17 protein-coding genes are annotated in these 17804 nt (G+C 71.2%); 6 read left to right on the top strand and 11 right to left on the bottom strand.

Going from position 1 to position 17804, the window contains the following annotated elements; all coding sequences use genetic code 11:
* Window positions 1-53: 53 nt before the first annotated feature.
* Window positions 54-1016: an RNA polymerase sigma factor SigJ gene (sigJ, locus tag ABT171_RS09580; RefSeq protein ID WP_351241595.1), complete on the bottom strand. Its 963-nt coding sequence runs from the start codon at window positions 1014-1016 to the stop codon at window positions 54-56.
* Window positions 1017-1168: 152 nt separating this feature from the next.
* Here sigJ and ABT171_RS09575 point away from each other — a divergent pair, with 152 nt between their 5' ends.
* A complete protein-coding gene (locus tag ABT171_RS09575) occupies window positions 1169-2311 on the top strand; it encodes an LUD domain-containing protein (RefSeq protein ID WP_351241593.1) in 1143 nt (380 codons plus the stop codon).
* 155 nt (window positions 2312-2466) lie between these two features.
* Here ABT171_RS09575 and ABT171_RS09570 read toward each other — a convergent pair whose 3' ends face one another.
* The 7 genes from ABT171_RS09570 to ABT171_RS09540 form a co-directional block, all read right to left on the bottom strand.
* On the bottom strand, window positions 2467-3135 hold the full coding sequence (locus ABT171_RS09570; protein ID WP_351241591.1) for a response regulator: 669 nt from the start codon (window positions 3133-3135) through the stop codon (window positions 2467-2469).
* Window positions 3132-4424 (bottom strand): sensor histidine kinase, encoded by a 1293-nt coding sequence (locus ABT171_RS09565; protein WP_351241762.1) that lies wholly within the window; start codon window positions 4422-4424, stop codon window positions 3132-3134. The genes ABT171_RS09570 and ABT171_RS09565 overlap by 4 nt, the downstream gene beginning before the upstream one ends.
* 35 nt (window positions 4425-4459) lie before the next feature.
* Window positions 4460-5311 (bottom strand): ABC-2 transporter permease, encoded by an 852-nt coding sequence (locus ABT171_RS09560; protein WP_351241589.1) that lies wholly within the window; start codon window positions 5309-5311, stop codon window positions 4460-4462.
* Window positions 5308-6246, bottom strand: coding sequence for an ABC transporter ATP-binding protein (locus ABT171_RS09555; protein ID WP_351241587.1), 939 nt, complete (start codon window positions 6244-6246; stop codon window positions 5308-5310). The genes ABT171_RS09560 and ABT171_RS09555 overlap by 4 nt, the downstream gene beginning before the upstream one ends.
* Window positions 6247-6521: 275 nt before the next feature.
* A complete protein-coding gene (locus ABT171_RS09550) occupies window positions 6522-8186 on the bottom strand; it encodes an alkaline phosphatase family protein (protein ID WP_351241585.1) in 1665 nt (554 codons plus the stop codon).
* A gap of 353 nt (window positions 8187-8539) precedes the next feature.
* Entirely contained in the window at window positions 8540-9064 is a 525-nt protein-coding gene (locus ABT171_RS09545; RefSeq protein WP_351241583.1) for a hypothetical protein, read from the bottom strand.
* Window positions 9065-9318: 254 nt separating this feature from the next.
* Window positions 9319-10524: an NAD(P)/FAD-dependent oxidoreductase gene (locus ABT171_RS09540; RefSeq protein WP_351241581.1), complete on the bottom strand. Its 1206-nt coding sequence runs from the start codon at window positions 10522-10524 to the stop codon at window positions 9319-9321.
* A gap of 179 nt (window positions 10525-10703) precedes the next feature.
* On the opposite strand from ABT171_RS09540, the gene ABT171_RS09535 reads away from it, so the two are divergent.
* From ABT171_RS09535 to ABT171_RS09520, 4 genes are all read left to right on the top strand, one after another.
* Window positions 10704-11543: a GntR family transcriptional regulator gene (locus ABT171_RS09535; RefSeq protein WP_351241579.1), complete on the top strand. Its 840-nt coding sequence runs from the start codon at window positions 10704-10706 to the stop codon at window positions 11541-11543.
* Window positions 11544-11636: 93 nt separating this feature from the next.
* On the top strand, window positions 11637-12998 hold the full coding sequence (locus ABT171_RS09530; protein ID WP_351241577.1) for a rhodanese-like domain-containing protein: 1362 nt from the start codon (window positions 11637-11639) through the stop codon (window positions 12996-12998).
* A 51-nt stretch (window positions 12999-13049) separates the two neighbouring features.
* Window positions 13050-13436, top strand: a complete 387-nt coding sequence (locus ABT171_RS09525) for a rhodanese-like domain-containing protein (protein ID WP_351241575.1) — start codon at window positions 13050-13052, stop codon at window positions 13434-13436.
* Window positions 13433-14179, top strand: a complete 747-nt coding sequence (locus ABT171_RS09520) for a sulfite exporter TauE/SafE family protein (protein ID WP_351241573.1) — start codon at window positions 13433-13435, stop codon at window positions 14177-14179. The genes ABT171_RS09525 and ABT171_RS09520 overlap by 4 nt, the downstream gene beginning before the upstream one ends.
* A gap of 144 nt (window positions 14180-14323) precedes the next feature.
* Here ABT171_RS09520 and ABT171_RS09515 read toward each other — a convergent pair whose 3' ends face one another.
* Entirely contained in the window at window positions 14324-15763 is a 1440-nt protein-coding gene (locus ABT171_RS09515) for a DHA2 family efflux MFS transporter permease subunit (protein WP_351241571.1), read from the bottom strand.
* 113 nt (window positions 15764-15876) lie between these two features.
* A complete protein-coding gene (locus ABT171_RS09510; RefSeq protein WP_351241569.1) occupies window positions 15877-16419 on the bottom strand; it encodes a TetR/AcrR family transcriptional regulator in 543 nt (180 codons plus the stop codon).
* A gap of 291 nt (window positions 16420-16710) precedes the next feature.
* Here ABT171_RS09510 and ABT171_RS09505 point away from each other — a divergent pair, with 291 nt between their 5' ends.
* Window positions 16711-17184: a GNAT family N-acetyltransferase gene (locus ABT171_RS09505; RefSeq protein WP_351241567.1), complete on the top strand. Its 474-nt coding sequence runs from the start codon at window positions 16711-16713 to the stop codon at window positions 17182-17184.
* Here the strand turns inward: ABT171_RS09505 and ABT171_RS09500 are convergent.
* Entirely contained in the window at window positions 17149-17799 is a 651-nt protein-coding gene (locus ABT171_RS09500) for an HAD family hydrolase (protein WP_351241565.1), read from the bottom strand. The two genes, ABT171_RS09505 and ABT171_RS09500, sit on opposite strands and share 36 nt — an antisense overlap.
* Between the last annotated feature and the right edge of the window lie 5 nt (window positions 17800-17804).

Here is a 17804-nt window from a genome sequence, read left to right as displayed (position 1 = left end):
TGCGGGGACCGGCAGCGTGCAGTTCCACCGTGAGCTGAGGCCCGTGGGGACGGTCAGGACAGCCCCCATGGGCGGAGCTTGTCCGGATTGCGCACCGCCCAGATGTGCGTGATCCGGTCGTCGGCGATCTTGAAGGCGAACACCGTCTCGACCCGGCCCCCGGACTCGACGACCAGGCCCGGCAGCCCGTTGACCGTGCGCTCAAGGATCGTCCGGGGCGGCGCCAAGCGGGCGATCGCCAGGTAGAGCTGGGCGATCTGCTCGGCGCCCTCGATCGGCAGCAGGTGGGCGACGGCGCGGCCGCCGCCGTCGGAGATCGCGGTGGCACCAGGGTCGAGCAGGCCGATCAGGGCCTCGATGTCCCGCGCCTCCCAGGCCGCCTTGAATCGCCGGACGACGCTCGCCTGCCGAGCCGCGTTCGGGCTGGCCTCGGCTCGCGCGGCGGCGATGCGGCGGCGGGCCGAGGACGCCAGCTGACGGCACGCCGCCGGGCTCCGGCCGACGATCTCGGCCACCTCGGCGAACGGGTAGCGGAAGACGTCGTGCAGCACGAACGCGACGCGCTCGGCCGGGGTCATCGACTCGAACACGACCAGGAAGGCCATGGACACCGACTCGTCGAGGGTGATCCGGTCGGCCGGGTCCACGCCGACGCCGCCCGCCCCGGCGATCCACTCGGCCGGGTCGGGCAGCGGCTCCGGGATCCATTCGCCGACGTAGGACTCCCGCCGGGCGCGCGCCGAGCCGAGGAGGTTCAGGCAGATGCGGCCGGCCACCTTCGTCAGCCAGGCGCCCGGGGACCTGATGGCCTGCTGCTCGGCCCGGGACATCGCGTACCAGCGGGTGTAGGTCTCCTGGACGACGTCCTCCGCGTCGGCCAGGGACCCGAGCAGCCGGTAGGCGAGATTGAGCAGCTGTCGTCGCTCGCTCATGATCGTGCTCAGGTCCGGGTCCCGCTGCTCGTCCGCCTGCCGCTGTGCCTGGTCCGGCTGTGCCTGGTCCGACGGGGTGGTCATACGCTCTCCGGCTCCCTCGTTCACGTGTCCTCTCCACTACGACACATCAGAGCGGCGGAATGTGACGTCGGCGGCTCACCTCACATTCGGCGGGGCTGCGTTGTCGGACCGGTGAAGACGAGTACACCAGCCACCAGGACGGGAAGCCCATCATGAACGACTTCCAGGAGATCGCCGACCGCGTCGAGATCGAGGCGCTGCGCGGCGAGTTCACCGACGCGGCGATGATGCGCGACCGCGCCCGTCTCGCCGCGCTGTTCACCCCCGACGGCGTTCTGCGCATGCCCAACGTCCCGGTCGAGTTCATCGGCCGGGAGGAGATCCGGGCCGGAGGCGAACGCCTGCAGAGCCAGTGGGACTTCTTCGTGCAGAACAGCCACCCGGGCACGATCCGGATCGACGGCGACACCGCCACCGGTCGCACCTACATACAGGAGATCGCGCGTCTGCTCGACGGCCGCTCGGGCCTGAACTTCGCCATCTACCACGACACCTACCGGCGGACCCCGGAGGGATGGCGGTTCGCCGAGCGGGTCTACGAGGTCAGGTACGCCGACACCACCCCGCTGGAGGGTTCGGCGCCCGGCCCCCACGCTCAGGCGCACGACTCCGGTAAGGACGGGGACGCCGGTCGGGCACCCGGGGCGGGTGCCGGTGAGGCGGACGCGTCGGCCACGGGGACGGCCGACGACTTCGCCGCACCGGCGTCCGCGGAACGGCTGGACCGGGCGATCGCGGCGCTGCGGGCGAACGGCTTCGCCGCTGAACTGCTCGACGACGCCGCGGCGGCCCGTGCCCGCGTCAAGGACCTGATCCCGCAGGGCGCCGGCGTGTTCACCGGGGCCAGCGAGACGCTTCGGCTCTCCGGCATCGCGGAGGACATCGAGGCGGGCGACCGCTACCAGGCCATCCGGCCGCGGGTGCTGAAGATGGACCGCGCCACCGAGTTCGACCGGATCCGCCGGCTGGTGGCCGCCCCCGACGTCTTCGTCGCCAGCGTCGCGGCCGTCACCGAGACCGGCTCGCTCGTCATCGCCTCGGGCAGCGGCAGCCAGCTGCCCGCCTCCGCCGGCGGTGCCGCGCGGGCGATCTGGGTCGTCGGTGCGCAGAAGGTGGTGCCCGACCTGAGCACCGCACTGCGCCGGGTCGAGGAGCACGCCCTCCCGCTGGAGACCGCGCGGGCCCAGGCGGTCTACGGGCAGCCGAGCGCGGTCAACCGTCTGCTCGTCCTCAACGCGGAGCCCCAGCCCGGGCGCGGCACCGTCCTGCTGCTGCGCGAGGCCATCGGATTCTGACATCCCGCACAGTGCGGACGTGAGAACGCCGCCGGGGCGGACAACGCGCCGTAGAGCCTGGCGTCGGCTCGGGTATGACCTGCTGGCGACGCCTGGCCGCCTGGAACCAGGCCCGTCTGTCCGATCACTCACCGCCGGCGGTCCCGCCTGCCGGTTCAGCCCCCGTGCGGGCGGGCCAGGCCGTGGTCGTAGGCGAAGATCACTGCCTGGATGCGGTCTCGGGCGCCGATCTTGGACAGCACACGGCCGACATGGGTCTTCACCGTGGACTCCGACAGGACGAACCGGCTGGCGATCTCGCCGTTGGTCCAGCCCTTGCCGATGGCGACGAGGATCTCGCGTTCACGCTCGGTGAGGGAGGCCAGTCGTGGGTCCTCGGCGGAGCCGTCGCCGCCGGGCGGCACGAGGCGGGCGAACTCGTGCAGGAGACGGCGGGTGAGCGCGGGGGCGATCACGGCGTCTCCGACGGCCACCGCACGGATGCCGGCCAGGAGTTCGTCGGGGCGGGCGTCCTTGAGGAGGAAGCCGCTGGCTCCGGCGCGCAGGGCCGCGTACACGTACTCGTCGACGTCGAAGGTGGTCAGGACGAGGACGCGGGAGCGGTCGCCGGCGGCGACGATCCGGCGGGTGGCCTCGATGCCGTCCATACCGGGCATGCGTACGTCCATGAGGACGACGTCGGGGCGCAGTTCGGCGGCCTTGCGTACGGCTTCGGCTCCGTGCGCGGCCTCGCCGACCACGTCCGTCTCCGGCACGGAGTCCAGGAGCATGCGAAAGCCGTACCGCTGGAGCGGCTGGTCGTCCACGATGAGCACGGTGGTCACCGGGCACCGTCCCGGGGGGTGAGATCGAGGTCGGCGCGTACCGTCCAGCCGGCGCCCGCGGGGCTCGCGCTGACGTGCCCTCCGTAGAGTGCCGCTCGTTCTCGCATGCCCACCAGGCCGTGTCCTTCCTCGTTCGCCGTGCGGGTACGGCCGGCCGGGGCGGGTGGGCCGGAGTCGTGGACGGTGATGGTCAGCCGGCTGTCCTCCACGACGACCGCCAGGTCCGCACGCGCGCCGGCACCGGCGTGTTTGAGGGTGTTCGTCAGGGCCTCCTGCACGATGCGGTAGACCGTGAGCTGCACCCCGCTGTCGAGGGCGTCGATGTTGCCGGCCGTTCGGTAGACGACCTGGAGGCCTGCGGCGCGTACTCCCTCGCACAGCGCGTCGATGTCCGTGAGGCCGGGCTGCGGGCTCAGCTCGGGCTCGGCCGGCTCACCGTCCGCCTCGCGCAGTACGCCGAGCACCCGGCGCAGTTCGCCCAGGGCCTGACGGCTGGTGTCCGCGATGAGGTGCAGGGCCTCCCTGCCCCGTTCCGGAGCGGCGCCCGCGGCGTACGCTCCCGCGTCGGCGAGGGTGATGATGACCGAGAGGTTGTGGCCGACGATGTCGTGCATCTCCCGGGCCACGCGTGCCCGCTCGGCGGCGACGGCGAGCCTGCCGCGCTGGTCGCGTTCGATCTCCAGCCGTGCCGCACGGTCGCGCAGCGCGGCCAGCTGCGCCCGCCGGATGCGGATCACCATGCCGAGCGCGAGAGCCGCGGTCGCCGTACTGAGCAGGAAGAACAGTGCGTCCCAGACCGACACCGCCGCCGACACCCGGGCCGCGACCAGACCCAGTGCGCCCGCCGTGACCGCACAGGCCCACGGCAGCTGCCGCAGCCGCCCGTGCAGGGTCAGGCTGTACAGGGCGACGAAGAGGGCGACGTCCGCACGCAGCGCGGCGCCCAGAGACCACTGCAGGACGAACATGGCCGTGACCGCGCCGAAGGCGGCGGCGGGTGCCCGGCGTCGCCACAGCAGCGGCAGCACCAGCCCGGCCTGGAGGGCCAGCATGCCCGCCACGGGCAGCCGGGTGAAGGCCAGGCGGAAGCGGTGCGGGCCGTCACCGTCGCCGCCGATCACGCCGACCGCGTGCAGCAGGTCCGGCAGGCAGAACAGCAGGAAGACCAGGACCACCACCGCGGTGTCCAGCACCCACGGACGGGCCCGGTCGGCGTGCCGGAGCCGCTGGCCGGCCCGGCTCAGCCGGGCGACCAGCGGCCCCATCCCGCTGAGATCTTCGGTGGTCACAAAGGTCACCCACCCATGATGCGGGAGGCCGCCGCTCAGACGTCGCTGCGCAGCAGCCGGTACGCCGCTCCGGCCAGCGCCAGGGCCGTCCAGCCGAGGAAGACCAGCAGTCCGGCACCCGGCGACAGAGTGGTCGAGTCATGGGTCAGGGCGAAGATCGACTCGCCCGCGTGGCTGGGGAGGTAGGGGTCGATGTCACCCTGCCACGAGCTGGGCAGCAGGGAGACGAGCCCGGGTATGAGCATGAGGGCGGCGACCAGGACCGAGATACCGCCGGCCACGGACCGCAGCAGCGCGCCCAGCGCGGTGCCGATCACGCCGACCAGACCGAGGTAGAGTCCGGCGCCCAGGAGGCTGCGGACGACGCCGGTGTGGCCGAGGCCCATGGCGGCGGGCGTGCCGGACACGATCTGGCTGCCGACGAGGAAGGCGACGAACGCGCCGGCGGTCGCGATCACCAGCGCGACCAGCCCGTACACCGCCGCCTTGGACCACAGCACAGGCAGTCGGCGCGGCACCGCGGCCAGCGTCGAGCGGATCATGCCGGTGGAGTACTCGCCCGCTGTGACCAGCACGCCCAGCACGCCGAGGGCCAGCTGCGCGAAGTTCGTGCCGAAGAGGGACAGGCTCGCGGCCGTCGCGGTGGCGAAGTCGCGGTCCATGTGCCGGCCGGAGCCGAGATTCGACCTGTAGTGGCTCGCTGCGATGACGCCGAAGGCCACGAGGAACAGCAGGCCCAGGCCGAGGGTGATCCAGGTGGAGCGCAGGGACCAGAGCTTGGCCCACTCCGAGGACAGCACTCGCCGTCCGGTCACCCGGTAGGCGGGCCGGGCGGGGGCAGCCGGTGTGGTCTCGGGGGTCTCGGGTTGTGCCGTGAGGGTGCTCATGCCGCGCTCCCTGAGGTCTCGGTGCCGGTCGTGGAGCCGTGGTACTCCACGGCGTCCCTGGTCAGTTCCATGAATGCCTCCTCCAGCGAGACCGCCTTGGTGGTCAGCTCGAACAGGGGGATCCCGTGTTCGGCCGCCTTCAGCCCGATCTCGCGCGCGGACGCCCCGGTCACCTGCAGTTCCTCGGAGCCGATACGGCCGGTGACCTCAACGCCGGGTCCGGCCAGCACGTCCCGCAGCCGCGCGGGGTCGTCCGTCGCCACGGTCACGGTGTCGCCGCCCGCCTCGCGGACCAGGTCCCGCACGGTCGTGTCGGCCAGCAGACGCCCCCGCCCCACGATGATCAGATGGTCCGCGACCAGTGACACCTCGCTCATCAGATGCGAGGAGACGAACACGGTGCGTCCCTCGGCCGCGAGGCAGGTGAGCAGGTTGCGGATCCAGAGGACGCCCTCGGGGTCCAGTCCGTTGACGGGCTCGTCGAGCATCACCGTCTGCGGATCGCCGAGCAGGGCGGCCGCGATGCCGAGCCGCTGGCCCATGCCGAGGGAGAAGGCACCGGCCCGCTGTGTCGCGACGCTGCCGAGGCCCGCGAGCTCGACGACTTCGTCAACCCGGCGGCGCGGGATGCCGTGGGTGAGTGCAAGGGCCCGGAGGTGGTTGTAGGCCGAGCGGCCCGGGTGGATCGACTTCGCCTCCAGCAGCGCCCCCACTTCCTGCAGCGGCGCCTGGTGGCGGGCGTAGCGCCGCCCGTTCACCGTGACCGATCCGCTGGTCGGTGCGTCCAGGCCGACGATCATGCGCATCGTCGTGGACTTGCCCGCACCGTTGGGCCCCAGGAAGCCGGTCACCGCGCCCGGCTTCACGGTGAAGTCCAGGCCGTCGACGGCTGTCTTCTCCCCGTACCTCTTGGTGAGCTGCTGTGCCTCGATCATTCGCGTTCTCTCCCTCGGACTTAGGCGCCCGAACCGCCCGACGCCTCCTGTCCGACGCTAGGCCCGCGAACCGCCGGATCCGGTGGTACCGGGGGCTGAACCGCGGCGGGCGGGTGGTACCGGGGTACTACGGCGCCGGTGGCGAGGAGAACTTGTTACGACGTACCTGCACACATGTCTGCGCGGCAGGGCCCGGTCCGCGGATGGTCCGCGCGCGGATCGGCCAGGGGCTGGGGAGTCCGGGGAGATGGCTCCCCAGCCCGCGGATCGTGAGGTCAGCGCACGGGCAGTGCGGGGGTGTGCTCGGCGCGTACGGCGTCCAGGGCCCGCGGGTCGAGGCCGAGGAGCCGCAGGATGGTGGGGGCGATCTGGGTGGTCTCGACCGGGGCGGCGACGCGGACGCCGTGCGGGGTGAGGGCGCCGGAGACGACGATCGGGACGTCGAGGTCATCGGCGTGGGCGCCGCCGTGCTCGGCGATCTTGCCCTTGCCGCCGGTGTAGACGACGCCGTAGCGGGTGATGCCGAACAGGTCGGGCACGCGGGGGTCACCCGGCTTCACATGGAAGTACCGGGCAGCGCCCGCGCCCGCGTACAAGCTCCTCAGACCGCTCGCCGTGAAGGGCTTGGTGTTGCCGTCGATGCCAGTGCCGTTGCCCGACCTGGCGAGCAGGTACGCCTTGGCGAAGTCCGTGGCGGCCCTCGATCGGTCGGTGAGCCAGATCAGCATGGCGTCGTCGTCCACGGCGTGCGCGACCAGGTCGCCGGAGCCCGGGTGGGCCTTCTTCCACGCGGCGTTGAGGCCGTCCAGGAGGGGGCCGTCGTCGATGCGGGTGAGCGCCTCGGGGTCGGTCGGCGACTGGCCGTGCTTGGCGGACAGGACGACCGTGGTGCTGCCGTCCAGGTGCCGCTTGCGGAGCTCGGTGACGAACGCGCCGACCTCCTTGTCGACGAAGGCGAGGTTCTTCTCCAGCAGCGGGCCGGGCACGCCCTTGGCCTTGTAGCCGCCGGCCAGTCCGTCCGAGGCGGGCAGCTTCTGGGCGGTCGACACGGACTGGAAGTTCATGCCGAACACCGCCGGGGTGCCGACCCTGTGGGTGCCGCTGTGGTCGTAGCCGTCGATCTCATGGAGCACGGCCTGCACCTTGTAGCCGTCGTACTGCTCGGTCGCGGCGTTGTCCTTGGTCCAGTCCTCGCCCGCGGGGTAACCGATGGCGGTGCTGTTGATCTCAGGGGCGAACAGGTCCTGGATGCCGTTGCCCGAGGGGCCGTTGAGGATGTCGTACGCGACGTGCTTGTCGGACCAGGCGGTCCGCAGCCCGGCCCCGCGAGCCACGTTGAAGACCGTGTTCACCCGCAGGTACGCGTGCGGGAAGACCGGCGCGCAGGACTTCGGGTCGACCGGCAGCTTCGCCGGGTCGATGAGGCTCGCGGCGTCGGGGGTCATCTTCAGGATGCTGCCGGGCAGTCGGGGCAGACCCTGGCCCGCGTCGATGGAGTCCTTGTTCTTGTCGAGGTCCTCGGTGAGGTCGACTTCGGCGCCCCGCTTGGTACCTGCGCAGGTGGTGGTGCCGGCCGGGAGCAGGGCGGCGTCGTAGCCATCGTCGTAGTAGACGCCCGTGGTGCCCGGGTTGCCGCCGGTGAGCTGGCCGACCATGCCGGGGAACGAGTCGGAGGGGACGGTGGTTCTCGCGTGCGTGTACTCCGCACCGCCACCCACGAGCCGGGCGAGCGCTGCATGCGGATGGCGGGCGATGTACCAGGCCAGGTCGGACTGGTGCAGGCCGTCGACCGACAGCAGCAGGACGTGCCGGGCAGCCGGGCGTCCGGGCAGGTGCGCCGAGGCGGGCTCGATGGTCGTGGCGGTGAACGCGCCGGCAGCGGCGAGCGCGGCGGCTGCCGCGGTGACCGGACGGGTCGAACGGACCGAACGTCGGAACAAGGGTTCTCCTCAGACAGTACGAGCGGGGGGCGGCACGCGGTCTCTGCGGGGACATCCGAAGGGCAGAACGTGTACGGAAGCGGACGTCCGCGCCGTGTCCTGGCCAAGAAACTCAACGGGACACGCAAAGCCGCGATGCGGATACCCCCAGCCTTCCTGAGGCCCAGATCTTCGGGGGAGCGGCCGCCGTCGGGCCGTGGAGGAGGCCGGCGCACTTGCGCCGGCGGGAGCGGGTCTCCTTCGGGTGGCCGCCGCCACGGTCACGGTCTCCGTGTACGGACGCCCACCTGCCGCGGGACCGGTTCAGCCGGAGCCGCGGTCTGACAGACGGTCACCTGCTGGTGATCGTGCGGTCAGTGCACTGAAGCGGTGGGGTTCAAGCCCTTTTCCTTCTCGTCGATCCGCTGGACCACCATGCGCGTCACCGCAAGCAAACGGTCGGCCGGCACCTTCGCTCCCGGCTGCCACGCGTACTCGATCCTGCCGACGACCGTGCCCCGCTGGAAGGTCGTTCCTCTGCCGGACGCGTACGGATCGCCCCCCGACGCGACGAGGTCGAGGGTGTAGACGGGCGCTCCGTCCGGGCCTGGGTACCGGCCCACCTCGTCCGACTTGTCCCTCTTTTTGAAGGCCTGGGCCGCAGACTGTTCGTCCGGGAAGGAGACCAGGTGGATCCCGAGGTCTTGATCGGTGGTGTTGGTGAAGGCAGCCAGGCCGACTGCGGCAGCTTTCGCGCACCAGGCGTCCGGCCACCGTTCGTCCTGGCACTGGGAGGGCTCCGCCGCCAAGTCCCAGGCCCTGACCGTGCGTTCTTCCGACAAGTCCCGGGGCATGTTGAGAGCTGTGGGCAAGGTGGACTGGAGCTGCGTCGCGTCCACGACTGATACCCGGTCGCTGGAAGGGCTGGCTGCGCCATGGGCGGTCGAGCCTTGGGAGGTCCCGCCGCACCCGACCGCTGTGACACAGCAAAGCGCCGAGAGGAGCGCCGTGCGCGCCAGGTGGCGACCGCGACCCGTCAGCGTGCTGCTCACCGTGCTGGGCTCCCCGTCGGACATAGATGTTGATCTTGCCAGACAGGCGCCCATCGCTCAAGGGCGGCCAGGCGCGGCCTGGTTGGCTGAGGGCGCGGGGGTCAGGCGCGTCCGCGGAGCATGAGGTTCCAGTAGAGGAACGGCAGTCCGTAGCGCTTGAGGTACCACATGTCCCGGCGTTCACGGGTGGTGTCGATGAGGGGGAAGGTGGGGCGGTGCTGCAGGCTGTAGTCGAACTCGGCCAGCAGCATGCGGTGCCGTGAGGTGGTGATGGGGCAGGAGGAGTATCCGTCGTACGACGCGGGCAGCGACTCGGCGCCTGCCAGGCTGGCGGCGACGTTGCGGGCGACGACGGGTGCCTGCTTGCGGACCGCGGCCCCGGTCTTGGAGTTGGGCGATGATCCCGCGTCGCCGAGGGCGAAGATCTCGGGGTAGCGCGCATGGCGCATGCTGTGCTTGTCGATCTCCACGTACCCGGCCGGGTTCTCCGGGTCGGCCAGTTCGCTCGTCTTGAGCCAGCCGGGCGCCGACTGGGGCGGGACCAGGTGCATCGTGTCGAACCGGATGGAGTCCTTGGTCTTGGACTCGTGGTTGACCACCAGGGCGTCGCGGCCGTCCGGATCCACTTCGACCAGCTCGCTGTTGGTGTGCACCTCGATGCCGTAGCGGGCCGCGATCCGTTCGAGCTCGGCGGCGAACACGGGAACCCCGAACATGCCCGGTGTGGGCAGCACGAGGACCACCCGTATGTCCTTCAGTACGCCCTGCTCGCGCCAGTGGTCCGCCGCGAGATAGGCGATCTTCTGGGGCGCCCCGCCGCACTTGATCGGGCCCGATGGCATGGTGAACACGGCCGTGCCCGAGCGCATGGAGCGGATCAGGTCCCAGGTCTTGGGGGCCAGTTCGTAGGAGTAGTTGCTGGAGGTGTGCGGCGCGGCGACCGCCTGCGCCATGCCGGGCACCGCGTCCCAGTCGAGCTGGATGCCCGGGCAGACGACGAGCCTGTCGTAGCCGATGGTCCGCCCGTCGGCGAGGCCGACCGTCCGCTCCCCGGGAGCCACCGTCTCCACGCGGCTGCGGATCCAGGCGACGCCCTTCGGCATCACGGACTGCTGGGTGCGGGCACTGTCCGCCGCGCTGGCACGCCCGCCGCCGACCAGGGTCCACAGCGGTTGGTAGTAGTGCGTGGTGGAGGGCTCGACGAGCCCGATGCCGCGGATGCCCTGGCGCTTCAGCCGGGCCGCGACGCTCACACCGGCGCTTCCTCCGCCGACGATGAGGACCTTGTGGTGCGCGTCAGTGGTCATACCCGTTCTCCATCCGGTTCGAGGGGGCCGTGCCGACGGGCAGGCGGGCCGTGCGCGGCGGCGCGATCCATGACGGTGCGGCCCGAGGATCACGTGCGGGTGGGTGCTTCCCCTTCCTTGCCCGACCACGCTAATGTACGTACATTAGAGCTGCAAATGTACGTACACAAGGATGGATCATGGGTGAGGAACCCACTCCCGCGGGCGGCCGGGGCGCGCGTTCCCAGGCAGGCCGGGGCGGGACCCCGCTGTGGCGTCATGTGCGTGACGACCTCAGGCTCCGGCTGGAGCAGGGCGAGTTCGTCGACTCCTTCCCCGGCGAGATGGAGCTGGTCAAGCGGTACGAGGTGAGTCGGCACACCATTCGTGCGGCGCTGCGTGAGCTGCGGGAGCAAGGGCTGGTCACCGCGGCCAAGGGCCGCCGCCCGCGACCTGCGGACGAGGCGGTCATAGAACAGCCCGTCGGTGCCCTCTACAGCCTGTTCGCCTCCGTCGAGGCGGCCGGACTCGAACAGCGCAGCATCGTGCGCACGCTGGACGTCCGCGCCGACGCCCATGTGGCGGTGCGCCTGGGCATGGAGGAGTCGACGCCCCTGCTGTACCTGGAGCGCATCCGCCTGGCCGACGGCGAGCCACTGGCCCACGACAAGGTGTGGCTGCTGGCGTCGGACACCCGCGCCCTGCTGGACGCCGACTTCAGCCACACCGCGCTCTACGACGAACTCGCCGAACGCTGTGGCATCCGGCTGGTCGGCGGCGAGGAACACATCAAGGCCGTCACCCCCACCGCCGCCGAGAAGAGGCTGCTCGGCCTGCCCGACGGGGTGGCGGCGTTCTCCATCGAACGACTCGGCCGTACGCACGGCCGCGCGGTCGAATGGCGCACGACCCTCATCCGCGGCGACCGGTTCAGCGTCGTCGCCCGTTTCGACGCCCGCGCCGGATACCGCCTCGATCCCGCCGGCGCCCCCTTCACCCGTCCGCGCCGCAGCGTACGCGGACTCACGTCGGCACGCTGAACGCCCCCGTGGCCACCCCGTGCACGAGATGGCTGTCCACGCTCACGCCCCGCAGACCCGCGCGTCTGCGGGGCGCTGAAAGGAGTGCATGAAATGTTCTTCATCGACACGATCGAGATAGCCGGACTCGGAAACCGCAGCTACCTCGCGGGCGGCGAGCACACGGCCGTGGTCATCGACCCGCCGCGTGACATCGACCGGATGCTGGCGGCGGCGGCACGCCGGGGTGTCCGGATCTCGCACGTCGTCGAGACCCACATCCACAACGACTACGTCACCGGCGGCCTGGAGCTCGCCCGCCTCACCGGCGCGGCCTACCTCGTGCCGGCCGGGGCTGCGGTGTCCTACCAGCGCATCCCCGTGCACGACGGCGACCGCACGCTCATCGACACGGACCTGGCCCTGCGGGCGCTGGCGACGCCGGGGCACACGCCGCACCACACCGCCTACGCGCTGGAGCAGCACGGCACGGTGCTCGCGGTGTTCACCGGAGGATCGCTGCTGATCGGCACGGTGGGCCGCCCCGACCTGGTCGAGCCGCGCCTGACCGAGGAACTGGCCCGGGCCCAGTACGCCTCCGCGCACCGCCTCGCCGCAGAACTGCCCGACGCCGCCACCGTGTTGCCCACACACGGATTCGGCAGCTTCTGCTCCGCCGGCCAGAGCGCGGGCACCGAGACCACCATCGGCAAGGAGAGGGCGTCCAATGAAGCCCTCACCCAGGACGTCGACACCTTCGTCAGCCGCCTCCTGGCCGGCCTGGAGGACTTCCCCGCCTACTACGCCCACATGGGCCCCGCCAACACCGCCGGGCCCGCCCCCGTCGACCTGACCGCCCCCGCAGTCGCCGACGCCGCGGAGATCGCGGCACGGCTGGCCGCCGGGGAGTGGGTGGTCGACCTGCGCAACCGGATCGCGTTCGCCGAAGGGCACGTCGCAGGCACCTACAACTTCGAGGCCGACGGGCAGCTCGCCACCTATCTGGCCTGGTTGATTCCCTGGGGCAAGCCGGTGACCCTGCTCGCCGCGTCTGCTGAGCAACTGGCTCACGCGCAGCGCGAGTTGGTGCGCGTCGGCATCGACCGCCCGGCCGCCGCGGCCACCGGCGAGCCGACCGCCTGGACCCTCCCGGGCACGCACCTGGCCGCCTTTCCCCGCGCCACGTTCGCCGACCTGGCCGAGTGCCGGCGCGGCCAGGACCTGGTCGTGCTGGACGTCCGGCGCGCCTCCGAACGGGCCGCCGGGTTCATCCAGGGCTCCGTCCACATCCCGCTGCACACCCTGCACCGGCGCCTCCACGACGTGCCGCCGGGTGTCGTGTGGGTGCACTGCGCGGGCGGCATGCGGGCCGCCATCGCCGCCTCGCTGCTGGACGCGGCGGGCAGGGACGTCGTCGCCGTGGATGACTCCTTCACCGCCGCCGAACCGGCCGGACTCCCGCTCTGCGCCGCCTGATCCCCACCAGGTCGGATCCACCCACCACTGCCCACCAGGCGAGGACAGCCCATGAACACACCCCCCTTCGGCACAGGCCGGATCACCGTGGACGAAGCAGCCCGGCGCACCGGTCACACGGGCGACGGCACCGCCGCCCGCGACAGCATGTGCGTCCTGCTGGACGTCCGGGAACCCGACGAATGGCGCGCGGGCCACATACCCGGGGCCCTCCTCCTCCCCCTCTCCCGGCTCTCCGCAGGCGCGCCGCTGCCTGACGAGGCCGAACGGCGCCCCCTGGTCGTCATCTGCCGGTCCGGCAAGCGCTCCCAGCAGGCGGTCGGCCTGCTCACGGACAGCGGCGCGGCGGCGGTGGACGTGATCGGCGGCATGCGCGCATGGGCCCTGGCGGACCTGCCCGTGGTGAACGCGCAGGGCCTGCCGGGTACGGTCGCGTGACCGCGCTGATCCTCGCCCTCGCGGCCGGCGCGGTGATCGGGCTGACGCTCGGCGCGCTCGGCGGCGGCGGCAGCGTCCTGGCCGTCCCCGCCCTGATCTACCTGCTCGGCTTCACCCCGATGGCGGCCACCACCGCCGGACTGGTGATCGTGGCCCTCACCTCGTCAGTCGCGCTGACCGGCCACGCGCGCGACAGACATGTCCGCTGGGGTGCGGGACTCCTCTTCGCCGCGGCCGGGATCGGTCCGGCGATGCTGGGCTCCGCCCTCGCCTCGAACATTCCCGCGCCCGCCCTCCAGGCGGCCTTCGCGCTGGTCGCGGCGGGCGCGGCGATACGCATGCTGCGACCCGGGCAGGAAAAGGAGGCCACCCCTGCGACCAGGCCCGGGCGCGCGGCAGCGGCCGGCGCGGGGCTCGGCGCAGTCACCGGTGTCCTCGGCGTCGGCGGCGGCTTCCTCGCGGTCCCGGCACTCGTGGGAATACTCGGCCTGCGCATGCGCGACGCGGTGGGCACAAGCCTGCTCGTCATCACCGTCAACTCGCTTGCCGCACTCGCGCTGCGCGGCGGCACGATCAACGCACTCGACTGGGCGGTCGTCGCCCCCTTCGCCGGCGCCGCGGTCCTGGGTGCCTGGGACGGCAGGCGCCTCTCTTCGAAGGTGAGAGGGCACACCCTGCAACGGATCTTCGCCCTGGCGCTGCTGGCCGTGGCCGCCGTCATGCTCGTCGACGCCGTGGTCTGAAGCACGCACCCCATCTCCTCGATACCCGTACCGGCGACGCGGGGTGCTTCTCCCGTATGCCGGTTGGCCCCCTGCAGGGCCCGCCGTGAGGGGCGGGGCCGCGCAAGGGGCGCGTCAGCGGGTTGCGTCGGTGAGGCGCCGTGCTCAGGACGCGGTGGTCTCCAGGACCGGCGTCTGGTCCGCGGCGACCGCGCTCTGGGCGATGTGGCGCCGGGCCGGGATCAGCAGGGTCGCCGCACCGGCGAGTGCCACGGTTGCGGAGCCGAGCACGAGAGCGGGGTGCAGACCGTCGACGAACCTCTGCGCGGTCTCGTAGCCGCCCTGGGCGGAGAAGACCGACGACATGATGGCGACGCCGAGGGCTCCGCCCACCTGGCGCAGCGCGTTGTTGGCTCCGGAGGCGATGCCCTGTTCGTGCGGGCGGACGCTGGACATGACCAGGTTCGCGGCGGGCGCGAAGTACAGGGCCATGCCGATGCCGCTGATGATCAGCGCGGGCAGCTGGGCGGTGTACGAGGCGTGCGGGGTGGCCACGACTGCCATGTAGCCGAGGCCCACGGCCTGGAGAAACAGTCCTGCGGCCACGACCGGGCGGCCACCGAGACGGTCGGAGAGGATGCCGGCGACGGGGGCGACGAGCATCGGCATACCGGTCCAGGGCAGCATCCGCAGACCGGCCTGGGTCGGCGAGTAGCCGAGTACGCCCTGCATGTACTGGCTGATCAGGAAGATCGAGCCGAACATGCCCAGGAACATCAGCAGGCTTGCGGCATTGATCCCGGAGAAGGCGCGGGAGCGGAAGAGCCGCATGGGGAGCATCGGGTTCTTGCCCCGGATGCCGTGCACGACGAAGGCGGCGACCAGCACCGTGCCCGCTGTCAGGCCAGTGAGTACGAGGGAGTCGGTCCAGCCGTCGGAGGGGGCGCGCACGAGCCCGTACACGATCCCGAAGAGACCGCCGCTGACGAGGAGGGTGCCGGAGATGTCGAGCGCTGCGCCGTTGCCGTAGGACTCGGCGAGGCGGAGGCGGGCGAGCGGCATGACGGCGAGGCCCAGGGGGACGTTCAGCCAGAAGATCCAGTGCCAGGACGCGTGTTCGGTGAGGCTGCCGCCGATGAGGGGACCCGAGGCGACCCCGAGTCCGTTGATGGCGCCCCAGACGCCGAAGGCCATCCCGCGCTTCTGGGCCGGCACCGCGGCGGTGAGCAGGGTCAGCGTGAGCGGCATCATGACGGCCGCGCCGACACCCTGGACGGCGCGGGCCGCGATCAGGGAGTCGATGCCGGGTGCGAGGGCCGCCGCGGCGGACGCGGCCGTGAAGACGGCCATACCGGTGAGGAAGAGCCGCCTGCGGCCGAACCGGTCGCCGAGGGCCGCGCCGAACATGAGCAGGACGGCGAAGGTGAGCGTGTACGCGCTCACGATCCATTCCAGGCTGTCCAGCCCTCCTCCGAGGTCCTCGCGGATGGAGGGCAGGGCGGTGGTGACGACCAGGTTGTCGAGGGCCGACATGAATCCGGCGACGCCGGTGATCACGAGGGCCCAGGCCACTCCCCCTCGGCGTACTGCCTGCTGTTGTGACATCGCTTCCCCCAGCGGGTGATTCGTGCTCTGCACGTGGTTGTCGCTTAGTTATTGCTTACTAACTTTTTGGACCATGAAATGTGCACTAGAGACCGCGGCGCGGAGAGAGCCGCCTAGCCGAGTCGCATCCCGTCCCAGACCCGGTGTCCGGCCGGGAACCCCATGGCCATGAGGGTGTTGATGAGCATTCCGTACGCCAGGAACCTGGTGGTCTCCTCCACATCGGCCCCCAGCGGGAGATGCACCGTGTCCCAGAGCTTCATCCAGGCGGCCCGTACGGCCTCACCGAACCGGCTGTCCCCCTCCGCCTCGACGGCCGCCACGGCGATGTACGTCTGCATCTGCATCTGGAGCTTTTCAGGGTGCTCCGTGATCAGCCGCGTATAGGCGTTCGCCATGGCGTGCACGGCCTCCTCGCCCTCCAACCCCTTCGCCGCCTCCTCGAACACCTGGCAGGTGTCCTCGACACAGCGGAGCGAGGCGGCGGTGAAGATCGCCTTCTTGCCCGGGAAGAGCCGGAACAGGTAGGGCTGCGAGACCCCCACACGCCTGGCGATCGCCTCCGTGGAGGTGCCGTGATACCCCCTCTGCGCGAACTCGGCGATCGCCGCGCGAATCACGCTCTCACGCCTGTCTTCTGCGCTCATCCTGACCATGCGAGTCAAGTTAGTGCTGACTCACTAACTAAGTCAAGGAGCATCAAAGCAGGTCCCGTTCCTGACCTGCGGGAACCGGCTTGCACGGCAAAGTACAGGGCTGCCACAAGGGTCCGAGATCGTAGAGCACATGAGCAGGCGGTGGGCGCTCGCCGGCCGGCAAGACGAAGACCCGGGCGATCACACGCATCGCCGCTCATCTCGCCGCGTCGCCACCCGGGCCCCAAACTGCACTTCCTCTCACGGCAATTGCGTTTGACGGGCCACGGCAGGCATCTGTTTGCTGGGCCGGTGACCGACCTTCGCATCCAAGTGGTGGACGACGACGTCTCGATCCACGACTGGCAGTACGTGCACAACCTGATCATCCCCGGCGACGTGCTGTCGCTCGACGACGTCCGTGCCCGGACCGGCCGCAACCGCATGGAGGTCGCCTACCTCGGCGACGTCCTGATCGGCTGCACCACCGTGCGCCCGCCCACCGAGGACAACGGCGCCACTGCCACGGTCATCGCCCGCGTCCTGCCCGACTACCGCCGCCGCGGCCTCGGCACCCAGCTCTACGAGCGCGCCCTGGGCCAGGCCCGCGCACTGGACGCCCAGGTGATCGAGACCGTGGTACTGGCCTCCAACCCGGAGGGGCTGCGCTTCGCCGACCAGCACGGCTTCGTCGAGCTTGAGCGCTATCTGCTGCGCGAGGGCGACACCGTGCCCTGGATCGACCTGCGCCTAGCCTCTGGCCACGAAGGCCAAGATGTCGGGTAGTGCCTCGCGCAGGCTCTCGAAGTGGCGGTGCACGCCGTCCACCGCGACCGGCGTGTTGACTCCCCACACCGTCATCCCGGCCCGCCGCCCGGACTCAATGCCCGACGGCGCGTCCTCAATGACCAGGCATTCCTCCGGCTTGGCACCAAGTCGCTCAGCGGCCAGCAGATAGGGGACCGGCGACGGCTTGCCCTCGTCGACGGCGGCGGCATCCACGAGCACACGGGGAACCGGCAGGCCGGTCCGGGCGAACCGTCCACGCACCCGATGCTCATAGTTGGACGTCACCAGCCCCCAGCACCCCGAAGGCAGGGTGGAGAGCAGCTGGGACGCACCGTCGAAAGCGGCGTAGACACCCGACCGAACGTCGTCGTCCTCCAGTTCATGCAACACAGCCAGGCACTCTTGTGGGTCCCGGCCCGGGGCGACCTCCGCGAAGGTCTCCATCGGCCGCGTCCGCAGCGCCAGCTCGTAAACCGCGTCAGGGTCCAGTCCAAATCGACCCGCCCACGTCTTCCAGACCAGACGCTGGTTGTCCACCGCGTCGATCAACGTGCCGTCGACATCAAACAGGACGTACTTCGCGGAACTGGGCTGAGCAAGTTCGCTGATCACCCCTT

Source organism: Streptomyces sp. NPDC001851, from assembly GCF_040297165.1.
In the GTDB taxonomy this organism is placed as follows: Bacteria; Actinomycetota; Actinomycetes; order Streptomycetales; family Streptomycetaceae; genus Streptomyces.
Note: the sequence above shows the minus strand (reverse complement) of the source record. Positions and strands in the feature narration are given on the sequence as shown.

Coding starts and splice junctions, on each gene's coding strand:
- sigJ (WP_351241595.1), bottom strand. CDS start 1,016: ATGACCACCCCGTCGGACCAGGCACAGCCGGACCAGGCACAGCGGCAG.
- ABT171_RS09575 (WP_351241593.1), top strand. CDS start 1,169: ATGAACGACTTCCAGGAGATCGCCGACCGCGTCGAGATCGAGGCGCTG.
- ABT171_RS09560 (WP_351241589.1), bottom strand. CDS start 5,311: ATGAGCACCCTCACGGCACAACCCGAGACCCCCGAGACCACACCGGCT.
- ABT171_RS09555 (WP_351241587.1), bottom strand. CDS start 6,246: ATGATCGAGGCACAGCAGCTCACCAAGAGGTACGGGGAGAAGACAGCC.
- ABT171_RS09540 (WP_351241581.1), bottom strand. CDS start 10,524: ATGACCACTGACGCGCACCACAAGGTCCTCATCGTCGGCGGAGGAAGC.
- ABT171_RS09535 (WP_351241579.1), top strand. CDS start 10,704: ATGGGTGAGGAACCCACTCCCGCGGGCGGCCGGGGCGCGCGTTCCCAG.
- ABT171_RS09530 (WP_351241577.1), top strand. CDS start 11,637: ATGTTCTTCATCGACACGATCGAGATAGCCGGACTCGGAAACCGCAGC.
- ABT171_RS09525 (WP_351241575.1), top strand. CDS start 13,050: ATGAACACACCCCCCTTCGGCACAGGCCGGATCACCGTGGACGAAGCA.
- ABT171_RS09515 (WP_351241571.1), bottom strand. CDS start 15,763: ATGTCACAACAGCAGGCAGTACGCCGAGGGGGAGTGGCCTGGGCCCTC.
- ABT171_RS09510 (WP_351241569.1), bottom strand. CDS start 16,419: ATGGTCAGGATGAGCGCAGAAGACAGGCGTGAGAGCGTGATTCGCGCG.